This window comes from Bacillus suaedaesalsae, from assembly GCF_016890225.1.
GTDB classification, from domain to species: domain Bacteria; phylum Bacillota; class Bacilli; order Bacillales; family SA4; genus Bacillus_BS; species Bacillus_BS suaedaesalsae.
Genome location: NZ_JAFELM010000031.1, coordinates 70750 through 86864 on the forward strand (window position 1 = coordinate 70750; position 16115 = coordinate 86864).

Annotated in this window: 13 protein-coding genes; all 13 read right to left on the reverse strand. The window is 37.3% G+C overall.

Annotation, left to right across the window (positions count from 1 at the left end; all coding sequences use genetic code 11):
* Positions 1-24: 24 nt before the first annotated feature.
* The 13 genes from JR050_RS11985 to dpaB all read right to left on the reverse strand — a co-directional run bounded on the left by JR050_RS11985 (position 25) and on the right by dpaB (position 16113).
* Positions 25-984, reverse strand: a complete 960-nt coding sequence (locus tag JR050_RS11985) for an ABC transporter permease (RefSeq protein WP_204203735.1) — start codon at positions 982-984, stop codon at positions 25-27.
* Positions 985-2043 carry an ABC transporter permease gene (locus tag JR050_RS11990; RefSeq protein WP_283244078.1) on the reverse strand — a complete coding sequence of 353 codons (1059 nt, stop codon included), beginning with the start codon at positions 2041-2043 and terminating at the stop codon, positions 985-987. It abuts the gene before it with no gap.
* The gene (locus JR050_RS11995) at positions 2043-3569 is read right to left on the reverse strand and encodes an ABC transporter ATP-binding protein (protein WP_204203957.1); all 1527 of its coding nucleotides are present in this window, start codon (positions 3567-3569) and stop codon (positions 2043-2045) included. Before JR050_RS11995 ends, JR050_RS11990 begins: the two co-directional genes overlap by 1 nt.
* A 225-nt stretch (positions 3570-3794) precedes the next feature.
* Positions 3795-4889, reverse strand: coding sequence for a BMP family lipoprotein (locus tag JR050_RS12000; protein ID WP_204203736.1), 1095 nt, complete (start codon positions 4887-4889; stop codon positions 3795-3797).
* A gap of 123 nt (positions 4890-5012) precedes the next feature.
* Entirely contained in the window at positions 5013-5738 is a 726-nt protein-coding gene (locus tag JR050_RS12005; protein WP_204203737.1) for a GntR family transcriptional regulator, read from the reverse strand.
* A 280-nt stretch (positions 5739-6018) separates the two neighbouring features.
* On the reverse strand, positions 6019-8364 hold the full coding sequence (locus JR050_RS12010; RefSeq protein WP_204203738.1) for an FtsK/SpoIIIE family DNA translocase: 2346 nt from the start codon (positions 8362-8364) through the stop codon (positions 6019-6021).
* A gap of 326 nt (positions 8365-8690) precedes the next feature.
* On the reverse strand, positions 8691-8903 hold the full coding sequence (locus JR050_RS12015) for a YlzJ-like family protein (protein WP_204203739.1): 213 nt from the start codon (positions 8901-8903) through the stop codon (positions 8691-8693).
* Positions 8900-9652, reverse strand: a complete 753-nt coding sequence (locus JR050_RS12020; RefSeq protein ID WP_204203740.1) for a ClpP family protease — start codon at positions 9650-9652, stop codon at positions 8900-8902. The genes JR050_RS12015 and JR050_RS12020 overlap by 4 nt, the downstream gene beginning before the upstream one ends.
* A gap of 291 nt (positions 9653-9943) precedes the next feature.
* Complete coding sequence (locus tag JR050_RS12025) at positions 9944-11605, reverse strand: RNase J family beta-CASP ribonuclease (RefSeq protein ID WP_204203741.1); 1662 nt, start codon at positions 11603-11605, stop codon at positions 9944-9946.
* 563 nt (positions 11606-12168) lie between these two features.
* Positions 12169-13041, reverse strand: a complete 873-nt coding sequence (gene dapA, locus JR050_RS12030) for a 4-hydroxy-tetrahydrodipicolinate synthase (RefSeq protein ID WP_204203742.1) — start codon at positions 13039-13041, stop codon at positions 12169-12171.
* Between the two features lie 18 nt (positions 13042-13059).
* Positions 13060-14286, reverse strand: a complete 1227-nt coding sequence (gene dapG, locus JR050_RS12035) for an aspartate kinase (RefSeq protein ID WP_204203743.1) — start codon at positions 14284-14286, stop codon at positions 13060-13062.
* A 52-nt stretch (positions 14287-14338) separates the two neighbouring features.
* Positions 14339-15379: an aspartate-semialdehyde dehydrogenase gene (gene asd, locus JR050_RS12040; RefSeq protein ID WP_204203744.1), complete on the reverse strand. Its 1041-nt coding sequence runs from the start codon at positions 15377-15379 to the stop codon at positions 14339-14341.
* 131 nt (positions 15380-15510) lie between these two features.
* The gene (gene dpaB / locus JR050_RS12045; protein WP_204203745.1) at positions 15511-16113 is read right to left on the reverse strand and encodes a dipicolinate synthase subunit B; all 603 of its coding nucleotides are present in this window, start codon (positions 16111-16113) and stop codon (positions 15511-15513) included.
* Positions 16114-16115: the final 2 nt, after the last annotated feature.

Here is a 16115-nt window from a genome sequence, read left to right on the forward strand (position 1 = left end):
TCAGTAGAAACTGAGGTTCTCAAATTAACGCTTTCCTTTTTCGTAAGGAGTTCCTAATGCTTTAGGAGCTTCTGCTCTACCAACAAATCCAGCAAGAGCAAGGATTGTTAATACATAAGGAGCAATCGTTAAATAAATTTTAGGAATTTCTTGTAGTACTGGAATTGATTCACCCGTGATACTTAATGATTGAGCTAACCCGAAGAATAAAGCTGCTCCCATTGCTCCAAGTGGATGCCACTTACCAAAGATCATCGCTGCTAGTGCCATAAATCCTTGACCAGAAATTGTACCTGCAGCGAAGTTACCTGAAATGGAAGTCGCATATACAGCTCCTCCAAAACCAGCAAATACACCAGAAAGCATAACACCGATATAACGCATTCTATTAACTTTAATACCCATTGTGTCTGCAGCCATTGGATGCTCCCCAACGGCACGTAAACGAAGACCAAATGGAGTCTTATAGATCACATACCACACGACAATTGCTAAAAAGATTGCAATGTATGATGTAATATAAATATTCGAGAAGAATATTTTCCCAAGCACAGGTATATCAGATAGAACTGGAATATCACTTTTGTAAATACGGTTATCGATAAAGTCTGTTTGACCTTTGTTGAATATTAACTTAATTAAGAATACTGAAAGACCAGCAGCCAAGAAGTTTATGGCAACACCACTAACTGTTTGGTCAGCCTTAAAGGAAATGGTCGCTACCGCATGAATTAATGCAAATAGCCCACCAACTACTCCGGCAATTAGAATTCCAATCCATGGAGCAACATCCCCTAATGCAGCCTGTGTAAATAATGTTGTTAATATACCGATAAATGCTCCGAAAAGCATAAGTCCTTCTAAACCAATGTTAACGACACCAGATTTTTCACTAAATACTCCACCAAGTGCAGTTAAGATTAAAGGGGCAGCAGAGTATATTGCTGCTGGAATGATGATCGCTAAAATATCAAGAAAACTCATCTATTTCCCCTCCTTACTAAAACGCGTAAACAACCAACGAATAATATAACTTGAAGCAACAAAGAAGATAATTAAGGCAATAACAATTTCTACTAATTCTGTTGGCACTCCTGCTGCTGATTGCATTGTTAGAGCACCGATTTTTAAGCCTGCAAATAATAGAGATGCAAAAATAATACCTAATGCACTGTTTGCACCTAATAAAGCAACCGCGATTCCATCAAATCCTTGACCAGTAAAGCCACCATTAATGGTCATATACTGATATGTTCCTAGACCTTCCATTGCTCCAGCCGTACCTGCAAAGGCACCTGAAATCACCATTGCCAGGATGATGTTTTTAGAAACGCTCATACCTGCATATTGTGATGCATGCTGATTAAATCCTACTGCTTTTAACTCGTATCCTTTTGCTGTTCTTTCTAAAAGGAACCACATAATGATTGCACCTATAATTGCAACAATTATTCCATAATGAAGACGAGAGTATTGAGTTAATTGCATTAAGAAATCAGAAGCTAATGACGCACTAGTATTAATCGTACCTGTTCTTTCACCTGGAACAAGTAAATATGTTCTGATTAAAGCATTCGTTACGTGTAAAGCAATATAGTTCATCATAATTGTTACAATTACTTCATGAACTTTAAGCTTTGCTTTTAGTAAGCCAGGAATGAATCCCCATAAAGCACCTGCTAGTGCAGCAGCCAGGATAGCTAATGGAATATGAATGATAGCCGGTAGATCGAATGCAATACCTACCCATACAGATGCTAACCACCCTACAAGTAATTGCCCTTCAACACCAATATTAAATAAGCCAGTTCTAAAGGCAAAGCCTACAGCTAATCCTGATAAGATAAGAGGAGTCATTGCACGAATTGTTTCACCAATTTGATAAGAATCCCCAACAATCCCATCTAATAATGATACATAGCCTAGTATAGGGTTATATCCGCTTATAAGCATGATGATTGCCCCAACTAATAATCCTAAAATTACAGCAAAAATTGGAACTGCAATATGAAAGAAACGCTCATTTTTCATCATTTTTTGCATCATGCGTCACCTTCTCTCTTTCTCTTACCGCCTGCCATTAACTTACCTAGTTCTTGTTCGTTCGTTAATTTTGGATCTACGATATCAACAATTTTACCTTCGTAGATGACGGCAATACGGTCACTAACATTTAATACTTCATCAAGTTCTAAGGAAACTAGTAAAACACCTTTTCCTTTATCTCGTTCTTCAATTAATTTAGAATGAATAAATTCAATTGCCCCTACGTCTAAGCCACGAGTAGGTTGAGCAGCAATTAATAAATCTGGACTGCGGTCAACTTCACGTGCAATAATTGCTTTTTGTTGGTTCCCTCCCGATAATGCACGAGCAGGCGTATTTTCGCTCGGTGTACGAACATCAAATTCTGCTATTAAACTTTTAGCTTTTTCATGTATGGCTTTAAAGTTTAAGACCCCACTTTTAGAGAACGGTTGTTGGTAGTATGTTTGTAACACCATGTTTTCACCAATAGAGTAATCAAGGACTAGGCCGTGTTTATGACGGTCTTGTGGTATGTGCCCTATACCCGTTTCAGTAATTTTACGCGGTGTTAGTCCCGCAATGTTTGTGCCTTTTAATTCAATTGATCCAGCATTCACTTTTCTTAGACCGGTAATTGCCTCAATCAGTTCACTTTGACCGTTACCATCAACTCCGGCAATACCTAATATTTCACCGCGCTTTACCGTTAAGCTTAAGCCATTTACCGCTGGTACATTTCTAGCATCATTAACGACTAAGTTTTCAATCTTTAAAACTTCGTCTCCAACTTTTGCTTCTGTTTTTTCAGTTTTAAAGTTAACCGCACGTCCTACCATCATCTCAGCTAATTGGTCTGGATTTGTTTCAGAAACGGTAACCGAACCAATTCCTTGTCCTTTACGGATAACTGTACACTGGTCACACACTTCCATAATTTCTTTTAGCTTATGCGTAATTAAAATTATCGATTTTCCTTCTTTCACAAGCTTCTTCATAATTTGAATTAATTCTGATATTTCTTGTGGTGTTAATACCGCTGTCGGTTCATCAAATATTAAAATTTCTGCACCGCGATATAACGTCTTTAAAATCTCCACTCGTTGTTGCATACCAACAGAAATGTCTTCAATTTTTGCATATGGATCTACTTTTAATCCATATTGCTCAGAGATTTTTTGAACCTCTTCAGCCGCCTTAGCGATGTTAATACGTCCGCTAGCCGTAGGTTCGTTTCCAAGGATGATATTTTCAGTAACCGTAAAGTTCTCAACAAGCATGAAATGTTGATGAACCATCCCAATTCCTAGTTCATTCGCTACGTTTGGATCTGTAATTTTAACAGGTTTTCCATTAACGCGAATTTCACCTTTCTCAGGCTGATACAAGCCAAATAGAACATTCATTAACGTCGATTTCCCGGCTCCATTCTCCCCTAAAAGAGCATGAATCTCACCTTTTGCCAGTCTTAATGTAATGTTGTCATTCGCTACGATGCCTGGGAACTCTTTACGAATATTGAGCATCTCAATAACATATTCCAACATAATCACTCCTAAAAAAGCATGAATAGTATAATTCCATATTTCAAACAAACTTTGTAAAGTCGTTTTGTAACGGAAAGGTATATTTCTTCTTACGTATAAAAAGTAAGAAGTAAAAGGTCAAGCTCGTTTGTTTAACCTTTTACGTCCAACTTCTAAAAATGATTCAACTATAAAGGGAAAAATAAAGGCTAGTAGGTTTGTACTAGCCTTTATTAAAGAAATTTATTTCTTTAAGTACTCTTCGTACTCTTCATCTGTTGCAGGAACTTTGATTTCACCAGCAAGAATCTTTTCTTGGTACTCTTTAACTAGAGCTAAAGATTCTTCAGATACGTTTTCTTGAGTTGGAGCGATACCGATACCGTCGTTATCTAATCCAAACTCAACAATTGTTCCACCTGGGAACTTGCCTTCCTTTGCCATTTTAGATACTTCATAAACTGCTGTATCTACACGCTTAACCATTGAAGTTAATGTTACGTTTTCTGGCATACCTTCTTCGTGTTGGTCTTTATCAACACCGATTACCCATACTTTTTTACCTTGCTTTGCACGGTTCTTAGCTTCTGTGAATACACCGTTACCAGTTCCACCTGCTGCATGGTAAATGATGTCAATGTTTTGGCTATACATTGTGTTTGCAATTTGTGTTCCTTTTTCAGGAGCGTTGAAGTCTTCAGCATATTGAACTACAACTTCAGCGTTTGGATTTGCTGCTTTAACACCAGCTTTGAATCCGTTTTCGAATTTCTTGATAAGTTCACCTTCAACTCCACCAATAAATCCAACTTTCCCAGTTGTAGATTGCTTACCAGCGATAAGTCCTACCAGGAATGAACCTTCATGCTCTTTAAACGTGATGTTTGCAACGTTTGGTAAGAAATCACCATTGTCATCTGTTACAACCATATCTACAATTGCAAGATTAGCTTCTGTTTGTTGTTGAGCAACCTTTTTAACATCGTCCCCTAAAAGGAATCCGATTCCGTAAACTAGGTTAAAGTCTTCACGAACTAATGCATTTAAGTTTGGAGCATAATCAGTTGCTGCAGAAGATTGAAGATATTTAAATCCTTTTCCTTCTTCTAGGTTGTTGTCAGCACCAAATTGCTTTAAACCTTCCCAAGCAGATTGGTTAAATGACTTGTCATCTACCCCACCTGTGTCAGTTACCATTGCTACCTTGAATTCAGCAGCTTTGTCAGAACCATTTGTTCCTTTTGCATTGTCTTCCTTTTCTCCAGCTCCACAAGCACCTAAAATCGTACTTGCTGCTAAAAGAAGAGAAAGAGCTACACCATACTTACGCTTTGTCATTCTCTTTACCCCCTAATTTTAATTAATCTATTGTCACTAAAATAATGACCGAAATCGTTTTCAAAACCCTGTAACGTTTTCTAGTCCTCACCTCCTTAAAATGTACGGAAACTGAAAAAATTATTATACTCGTTTTCTGAGTACGTGGAAGCTAAACTTATCTGCTCTAAAATAATTTAATGAAAATAGAACAGGTACATCATTTTGATCAAAATGCATTTGTTTAAGTAATAGCAGTGCTGTTTCAGGTTCACATTCTAATATCGGTGAAATCTTTTCATGATAACCCAATGGTTCTATGTGCACCACTGCGTGAGAAATATAGCGCCCCTCTTGTTCAAGAAGGTGCAGTAATGACTCAACGTTATGATTAAAACCATTAGAAGGTAAATATTCGCTCGGAATTTTGTCAATACAATATACAACAGGTTCTCCGTCTGCCGTACGGACACGTTCTACTAATAAAATCTCATCATCAATGGAGCATTCGAATCTTTTGATATCTTCATCTGTAGGTCCCTGTTCTGAAGAGGATAGGAAAATTGTCCCTGCTTTCTTTCCAGCTTGGATAATCATATCCGTTACAGAATTTAATTGTTCGATCCCCGATGAGAATAATGGCTTTGCATTTACAAACGTTCCGACACCATGTCTACGAATGACAACGTTTTCTTCTTCAAGTATACGAAGTGCCTCTCGCAGTGTTGCGCGGCTAACTCCTAATTGCTTAGCTAAATCAAATTCTGAAGGAAGCTTTTCTTTTTCCTTATAGATTCCTTTTTCGATATCGCCTTTTAGCCTATCAATAACTTGTAAGTATAAATGCCGATTGTCTGACTTAATCGTCATATAAAGCCTCCTAAGTAAATAAATTGATAAGCAAACTGGAGGTACAAATAGGTATGATGTCTTACTTGTGTACTTCCTCTAATCGAAAATACTATAACACTTTTCCTAAAAGAAATAAATAGAAATTATATAAAATTTGTCGAAATGTAGTGAAAAATAAAGTAATAAATTCATAATAAAAATTCGTTACACGATTTTTTAGCGAAAATCCCTTCAATTCAAACTTTTCAGAAAAAATTTTCAGTAAAAATACATAAAAAAAAGGGGGATATCCCCTTTTTTAAGACGTTGCTTCTTCATTCGATTTTGTCATTAACACTTCTCTTGGTTTACTACCCTCATATGGTCCTACGATTCCACGTTCCTCCATAGCGTCTATTAAGCGAGCCGCACGGGTGTAACCGATCCTAAATCTCCGTTGCAGCATAGAGACAGAAGCAGTTTGCATTTCTAAAACAAGGCTCACAGCATCATCAAATATGTCATCTTCTACTTCAGTTTTTGAAGTAGGAGCATCTGTAGGAATCATATTTTCCTGATATTGTGCTTTCTGTTGAGAAATGACAAAGTCAACAATATCTTCTACCTCCTGATCGGATAGGAAAGCACCTTGAACTCTGACTGGCTTTGACATTCCAGCCGGTAAGAACAACATATCTCCTCTGCCTAAAAGCTTCTCGGCTCCCCCCATATCTAGAATAGTTCTTGAATCTGTTTGTGAAGAGACACTAAATGCAATTCTTGAAGGAATGTTGGCTTTAATGACACCGGTAATGACGTCAACTGATGGTCTTTGAGTAGCAATAATTAAGTGGATTCCTGCTGCACGAGCCATTTGTGCCAATCTTGTAATTGCATCTTCGACATCAGATGATGCCACCATCATTAAGTCAGCGAGCTCGTCTACGATTACCACAATAAACGGTAATAATGGTTGCTTCACTTCTTCTTCCTGGTTTTGCCTCTTAATATAATCATTATAACCCTCGATATTTCTCGTACCTGTATGAGAGAAAAGCTCATACCTTCTCTCCATCTCAGAAACAACCTTTTTCAATGCTTGTGAAGCCTTTTTAGCATCCGTTACGACAGGTGCTAATAGATGTGGAATGCCGTTATAAACATTCAATTCTACCATTTTGGGGTCAATCATCATCATTTTTACTTCATGTGGCTTTGTACGCATTAAAATACTAGTGATGATTCCATTAATACATACACTTTTCCCACTACCTGTTGCACCCGCAACTAGTAAATGTGGCATCTTATTTAATTCTGCTAGCACCGCTTCACCTGAGATATCGCGGCCAAGCCCTATCAATAGCTTCGAATCCTTGTTTGAAACCCGTGGAGCTTCAAGTACCTCTCTCAATGTTACCATGGATACTTCTTCGTTTGGAACTTCAATTCCAATCGCTGATTTCCCTGGTATTGGTGCTTCAATACGAATATCCTTAGCAGCAAGGGCTAAAGCTAAATCATCACTTAAGTTTACAATTTTACTAACCTTTACACCTACCGCTGGGTAAACCTCATATTTAGTCACTGCAGGACCTAAATGTACTTTTTTAACACTTGCTTTTACACCAAAGCTTTCAAACGTTCTTTCAAGCTTTTTAATATTCGTTCGAATTAATTCATTGTCATGCCCACTTTTTCGATTATTCGGTAAAGATAGTATATCAAGAGAAGGAAGGAGATAACTTAAATTTTCCTCCTCAATAAATGCTGATTGTGGAATAGGATCGATTTCCTCTACTTCAGTTTCTTCCTTCTTTACTTCAGACTTTACTTTGACAACCAGGTCAGAATCATCGTCTGTGGCACTATGATCTTGAAAGTTTGAAATAATTGGCTGGATAATCACTTCTTCCTCTTCTGGTTCAATAGTCATTTCATTTGACTGGTTATCCTTTGATAAAGGAATTGGTTGCTCTTTTTTATTCTTTGTTTTTGCCCGCTTGTTCGTTTGCTTTTTACCTATGTTACTGAACCATTCTTTTACATCAGTTGTGAATGCAAGATATTGCTCCTTAATAAAGGTAAACACGGGAGATACAATTTTCACCACTACATCCATTAGGGATCTTCCTGTAACTAAAATAATACCCACTAGCAAGAAGAGCAATGCAATAAATTCTGTACCTTTAGCGGCAAAGAGCACATGAAATAATGCAAATAAAACAGCACCTATCATACCACCGCCAATATCGTTTGTCTTCGTCTCACCCGTTGTCTCCATCCAAAATAATTCCCATGTATTTCGAATTACAGAAGGTTCTTTAAATACGCCATCTTTAATAAGTAATTCAAATAAGTTGACATGACTGAATAGCAAGAGAGCAGAAATAATAAAATACACTCCGATAAAGCGCTGTGAAAAAATATAAGGATGGTTTCGTTTCCAAATATAATATACCGATAGTATGAGTAATGATAATAGTAAAAGCATATACCATTCTCCCATAAAAAAACGAGTCAGAGTTGTTAGTAGTTGTCCAACTGCTCCAAGTCCTGAGATTCCAATACAAGTCATGGCAAATATAGTAAGTCCAGCTAGTTCGAACTTTAATGTATGCTTCCACTCCTGTTTCTTTCTTTTTTGTCGTTGCTTAGGCTTTGCCATTTTTTACACCTCAGTTTAGATATGTATCGCTTTATTATAAAAACATTTCTACTTACAGTTCAATCCTTGTTTCTTGATTATAAAGCCTTTCAGTCAATTTAAAAAGAGGAATAAGTACAAGCTTTTGTTCATTCACTTGTTAAATGAGGAAAAAAGTTAAGAGGCTTTCTTAATGATTTCGTAGAACAAAAGGCGCAAGCGCCACATTTAGCCTTTGGAAGGCCGGGGTTGGAGCTGGATTCAAATGACCCAAGCAAACATCACAAGTGATTTTATTATTATTTCCTAGGGCCAAAAAAAAGAGCTTATGAATACTCATAAGCTCTTTAAGGAAGTTTAACCGTCATCCCAGGTGAATATTCTGCTGTTAAATAATGCTGTGGATCTGTACTTAATAATCGAACTATTCGATATTGCAGTTCTTCATTTCGTTCCACAATCATCGAAACCCCATTCACTTCTACACATTGTTGATTCGTATAAACGTTTGTTTCTACTGGGTAAACAAGCTCATTCGGCATTATGGTATATAGAATCACTGTAGCAACTTCCCTTCTTGTTCAGAAACGCCTTTATGTTCTATAAGCTCATTTAATTTTGCAATTGCCTTTCCGATACCCCCAACTTCATTTATGAGTCCGTATTTCACTGCATCTTCACCCACAACATTTGTACCGATATCTCTTGTTAAATTTCCTTTTGAAAGCATAAGTTCTTTAAAGCGATCCTCTGTGACATTTGAATGCTTTGTTACAAATCTCACGACTCGATCTTGCATTTTATCTAAGTATTCAAAAGTTTGAGGAACACCAATCACTAGCCCTGTCAATCGAACTGGATGGATCGTCATGGTTGCTGTTTCAGCAATAAAAGAATAGTCTGTTGAAACTGCGATTGGAACACCGATCGAATGTCCTCCACCTAGAACAATAGAAACTGTTGGTTTCGAAAGGGATGCAATCATTTCTGCAATCGCAAGTCCAGCCTCTACATCTCCCCCTACTGTGTTTAAAATGATGAGTAAACCTTCAATTTTAGGATTTTGTTCAATTGCCACAATTTGAGGAATGAGATGCTCATACTTTGTCGTTTTATTTTGCGGAGGAAGTTGAATATGTCCCTCTATTTGTCCAATAATCGTAAGTACGTGTATTTTCGAGTCATTTGCTAACTGTGGTATGTTTGTTTGACCTAATGCTTGTATTTTATCTAGTAATCCTTCTTTATGTTCTTCTTTTTTTTCTTGTTCCTGTTCATTCATTTGCCCAGAAAAGATTTCGTTCTCCATTGAATGGATTTCCCCTTTCAAACAATAAGATAAACTTAGTATGAACTCTTCCATCAATTTCATTCCAAAACGTAAAAAACACAGGTACTTAACCAAACAGGTAACTGATTTACGTTCCTGCAACTAGCCTTCCGCAAAAGTTGGCCAAAAACCAAAGTACAGGACAAAAGCAACTTTAGCGGAAAAGTCTTATTAACAGGTTACCTAACCGTATAAGCCTTTCTTACTTAAATCTTATTTTCAAACCTAAAAAAAGCCTAATTCTACGATGCAGTAGAATTAGGCTTTATATTAAATTTCCATGATAATCGGTAAAATCATCGGTCTCCGCTTTGTTTTCTCATATAGGAACTGATTTAAAGAATCACGGATGTTTATCTTTAATGATGACCAATCCACAATCTGGTCTTCGATACACTTTTGCATAATCCCTTTTACTAGGTCCGTTGCTTCCACTAATAGCTTTTCCGACTCTCTTACATAAACGAAGCCTCTTGATATAATTTCTGGTCCAGCAATAAGCACATTCCTTGATCTACTTAATGTAACGACTACAACAAGAATACCATCCTGAGACAGTAATCTACGATCTCTCAATACAATGTTCCCAATATCACCGATTCCTAAGCCATCGATCAATACATTTCCAGCATAGACCTTTGATCCATAAGAAGCTTCTCCTTTATAAAAGTCAATTGCTTCTCCCTTGTCTAAAAGAAAAATATGATCTTCTGGAATACCGATGGATTGAGCAACCTTGGCATGAGCCTTTTGCATCCTATATTCACCATGTACAGGAATTACATATTTCGGCTTCATTAAATTCAGCATCAGTTTAATATCTTCTTGACTACCGTGTCCTGATACATGCATCTTGTTCTTACCAGACACAACATTCGCTCCTGCACGGTAAATTAAATCAACTGATTTTGCGATACTAATTTCAGTTGCAGGGGTAGGAGCTGCTGCAAGAATTACAGTATCACCTTCTGTAACTTGGATTTGCTTGTGTGTACCCTTTGCAATTTTCACAAGAGCACTTACAGGCTCACCTTGGCTACTCGATGTCACAATTACCACTTCACTTGGAGGTAATTTAGAGATTTCATTAAAGGAAACAACAACGTCCTCTGGCAGAGTTAAATATCCAAGGTCTTGAGCAATTTCCACCATTTTTTGAATCTTCGCACCAACAAAAGCGACTTTACGGCCACTTTCAGTAGCTGCTTGAAGCAAACCTTGTGTACGTTGAATATTTGTTGCATAAGTCACTACTAGTACTCGTCCAGATGCCTTATAGAACGCCTCACTAAATTCTTGGCCAACTTGTTGTTCTGAGCCAGAGAAACCTGGCCTCTCAGCATTTACACTGTCTGAAAGTAGACAAAGCACCCCTTTTTTACCTATTTGGGCCATCTTATCTAAATCTGCACCGAAAAGATTTGCAGAAGTAGGATCAAATTTATAATCCCCTGTATGAACTACCGCCCCTTGTGGAGTATCAATGATTACACCAACAGAACCTGGAATGCTGTGTGTTGTTCTAAAGAAACTAATGTTAATGCCATCAAATTCTAAATTACTTTCATGAGTAATTTCATGAAGGCTGTATGGAGTATTTACTCCTTCTAGTTCTTCTTTTACTAATTTAAGTGTTAAGTTAGTTCCATAAACAGGTACATTTAATTTTCTTAAAATGTAAGGTAGGGCACCTATATGTTCCTCATGCCCATGTGTTAGAAAAATACCTTTAACCTTTTCTTTGTTATCAACAAGATAGGTAATATCTGGTATCACCATATCAATTCCTAACATTTCATCTGCAGGAATCATTAAACCAGCATCAATCACGAAAATTTGGCTATTTGTTTCAAGAACGTACATGTTCTTTCCACTTTCCCCAACACCACCAAGGGCAAAAATTTTCACTTTATTTGTTTCTCTAGTACTCACTGTCATATCCTCCTATGTCATTTAGAAAAACCGCTTTCTTCTATTCCTAAAGAAACAGAGACTGCCTTTGTTTTCCTTCAACTATATCTATTTTTTTGAAAAACATTTAATTAAGGCTCTATTAAACAATGATGTTTTAAGTTTTATAAACACCGCTGGCACGAAAAAAAACCGTGAGATCTCCCTACTTGTCATGACAAGTTTTTTCGGTTCTCTTCAAAAATCTCCATTCATAGATTGCTTTAACACAGCCTTAACTAAATTTAAATATCAAAACATCATCTAAGTCGAAGGAGCTCCCTTAGATGTATTTGAACGAGTTTGAAAAGAAATATAGTATTCGAAACAGTCTACACAAGCTCCACCACTTATTTCTGTTATCGAAAAGTTATAATCCGTACAATACCTTATCCACATTATAACTGATGAAAGAATTGGAATACAAGTTAAATAATAGAAAGGGAAGCATGACCTTTATTAAATGTAGTTGTTCAAAAACTGTTACCTACAACTTTATTTAGCAACACCTCAAACATAATAAAAAAAACAGCCGAAGGCTGTTTTTAAAGGATAGGGTTAATCGTTGATACTAAGGTATTACGTTCTGTTTCATCTAGTGGAACAAGTGGTAACCTTACAGATCCAACATCTAGCCCTTTAAGCTGCAGAGCTGTTTTTACTGGAGTTGGACTTGGTGCTCGGAACAATGCTTTCATCATAGGTAAAAGTCTTTGATGCTCTTTTGCAGCTTCTTTATAATTTCCAGCTTCAAAGCTAGCAATCATTGCTTGCATTTCATTTCCGATAATATGAGATGCAACCGAAACTACACCAACTCCTCCAATCGCAAGTACTGGAAGTGTAATTCCATCATCTCCGCTATATAAAACAAAGTCATCTGGAGTATTTGCGATTATTTCTGTCATCGCATCAATGTCTCCACTTGCTTCTTTAACTGCAATAACATTCGGCAATTCAGCCAATCTAACAATTGTATCTACTGACATATTCACAACCGCACGACCTGGGATATTGTATAACATAACAGGAAGTTTTGTTGATTCAGCAATTGCTCTAAAATGCTGATACATGCCTTCTTGGCTAGGCTTATTATAATATGGTGCCACTAGCATGATAGCATCTACACCAGCTTCCTCAGCCTTTTTTGTTAATTCAATGGATTGTCTAGTATTGTTACTACCTGTTCCCGCAATAACTGGTACTCTTTTATCAACTACTTTCACTACATGTTTAAATAATGCTACCTTCTCTTCAGATGTTAAGGTTGGTGATTCTCCAGTTGTTCCTGCAATTACCAGGGAGTCCGTTCCGTTGCTTATGAGATAGTTTACAAGTTGTGTTGTTTTTGCAAAATCGATGTTTCCTTTCGTATCAAAAGGAGTCACCATTGCTGTAGATACTTTTCCGAAGTTCATGTAAAATCCTCCTACCTATTATTCATTTTCCGCTTCTGAAAGCTGGAAGGCATTGTGCAGGGCATTAACCGCTTCCACTAAGTCATCTTCTTTCACTAATACCCAAATGGTTGTATTGCTATCAGCTGATTGTAGAATTTGGATCCCGTTTTCTGATAATGCTGTTACAATTTTTGAAGTAACACCTGGCACTCCGTTAATACCTGCTCCAACCGCAGATACCTTAGCACAATTTCTGGATACAACAGGTTCATAACCGATATTAACGAGAACGTCGATTGCCTTATCCGTTTTTTCACCTGAGACCGTATACACTACCTCTGTTGGAGTAATGTTGAAGAAGTCTACACTAATTTCAGCGGTTGCCATCGCTTTAAATACTTCTTTTTGAGTATCGTAATGTCCTTCTTTCGAGAACACTTTAATTTGCGTTACATCTGAAACGTGGGCGATTCCTGTAATTAGACGCTCTTTAAACTCTAGGCCTTTTTTAGCGTCACTTAAAGTCGTTACGAGCGTACCTTCTGAATTAGAATAAGTGGACCTTACTCTCATAGGTACTTTCCCGTGCATCGCAATTTCAACTGCACGAGGGTGAATGACTTTAGCACCTTGATATGCCATATTACAAATTTCTGTATATGTCACAACGTTAATTGGACGTGCATTTTCTACAATACGGGGATCAGCAGTCATAACACCCTCTACGTCCGTGAAAATGTCTATCCATTCTGCTTTTAATGCAACACCTAGTGCAGATGCTGATGTATCGCTCCCACCACGACCTAATGTTGTTACATCTCCATTTTTTGAAACACCTTGGAAGCCGGCCACCACAACTACATCAAACTTGTTCAGCATCTCTTTTAGTTCGTCACATTCCATATCAATGATTTTAGCATGTTGATGGTCGTTATTTGTTCTAAATCCAGCCTTTGCACCCGTGATTGCCGTTGCATTTATACCAAGTTGATTTAACTCATTTGAGAAAACAACTGAGGAAATCACTTCGCCGCATGAAACTAATAAATCATATTCACGCTTACTAACGGAACCCTTTGTACCGTTAACTAGTCCGAGCAATGTATCCGTAGCATAAGGATCTCCTTCTCTCCCCATTGCCGATACAACGGTCACAACTTTATATCCTTCATTTAACGCTTCTTGAATATGCCTGACAGCATGCTTGCGGCTTTCTTCATTTTTCACTGAAGTTCCACCGAACTTTTGTACAATTATTCTCATTTCTCCACCTCGTCTTTTGCCTGAGGACTAAAGAAAGGGAGAATGAATCTCCCTACTTAACTAACCCAAGCTTCACTAAGCTTTCAGCAATTTGGACTGAGTTCCAAGCTGCACCTTTTAATAAATTATCTGAAACCACCCACATGTGGAAGCCTTTATCATCAGTTAAATCTTTACGAATTCGACCAACAAATACGTCATTTTTCCCAACAGAATGGGCAGGCATTGGATAAACTTGTTCTTTAATATTATCTTGCAAGGTAACGCCGTCAGCAGAAGCTAACAACTCTTGAATCTCAGTAGCTGTTACACCGTCTTTTTCAATTTCCACAAAGACACTTTCAGAATGCCCTGTTGCAACTGGTAAACGAACACATGTAGCGGCTACCGGTATATCAGCTTCCATAATTTTTTTCGTTTCATTAATCATTTTCATTTCTTCAAAAGTAAAGCCATTATCTTGAAACTTATCTATTTGAGGAATAGCATTGAATGCGATTTGATATTTTTTTTCATCTGAACCAACAGGCAAAATAGATGGAGTATGCTCTTCCCCATTTAAAATTGACTTCGTTTGATTCATTAGTTCCTCTACCGCAGCTGCTCCAGCACCAGATACTGCCTGGTATGTGGATACAATGATTCTCTTTAAGCCGTATGCCTTACGAATCGGTTCTAATGCAACAACCATTTGAATCGTTGAGCAGTTCGGGTTTGCAATAATTCCATTATGGTCATGAAGTGCATGTTCATTTACTTCTGGTACGACTAATGGAGTATTTTCATCCATTCTAAATGCACTTGTATTATCTACAACAATTGCACCACGTTTTACCGCTTCAGGAGCAAGTACTTTTGAAACAGATCCTCCAGCACTGAATAATGCAATTTGAACTCCTTCAAAGCTATCTGGTGTTGCTTCTTGCACCGTTACTTCTTCACCTTTAAATACAACTTTTTTACCTGCTGAACGCTTTGATGAAAGAAGTGTTAATTTTGATATAGGAAAATCTCTATTTTCTAGAGTTTTAATCATTTGTTCTCCAACTGCACCTGTTGCCCCAACAACTGCAACATGAAAACCTTTATTCATTATATATTCCCCTTCCAATAACTAATCAAATAGTAAATGCCAAGCCAATGAAGGAGAAAACTACTTATCTTCTCCTTCATTTATTACATTTAATTGTATCATATCGATTCGTTTTAGAAGAGTAAATTTTTCTATTCCTCATCTAAAAATCGTTCTACAACAACTGGCTGAACCTGCTTTCCTTCTAGCGCTGCTAAAACTGTATCGTGAAGGCTTTCCATTCTCGCTACCATTGAGTTTGGTTTCTTAACAGGTGCATCTTGACCAAACGGAATGAAGTAAATGTTCTTGGTTGCCATTAATCTCATTAAGTTTACCCCATTTAACCCAAGAGCATCATTTGTGGAAATACCAAGAACTACTGGTTTTCCGTTTCTTAATGTTGCTTTCGCTGCCATTAATACCGGACTATCTGTCATTGCATTTGCAAATTTACTCATCGAATTTCCAGTGAGTGGTGCAATAACCATACAATCTAGTGGGATTTTTGGTCCAAGTGGCTCAGCTTTTACAATGGAGTCGATGATTTTGTGTCCTGTGATTTCTTCTAATTTCGCTACCCAATCATCGCCTTTTCCAAATCTAGTATTTGTATTCATTACTGTATGTGTTGCAACAGGAAGCACTTCTGCTCCCTCATCTATTAATTTTTGTAATTGTGGCATTACCGCATCATAAGTACAATGTGAACCCGTTAAACCAAATCCGATTCTTTTTCCTTTTAAAGAAGTCATAA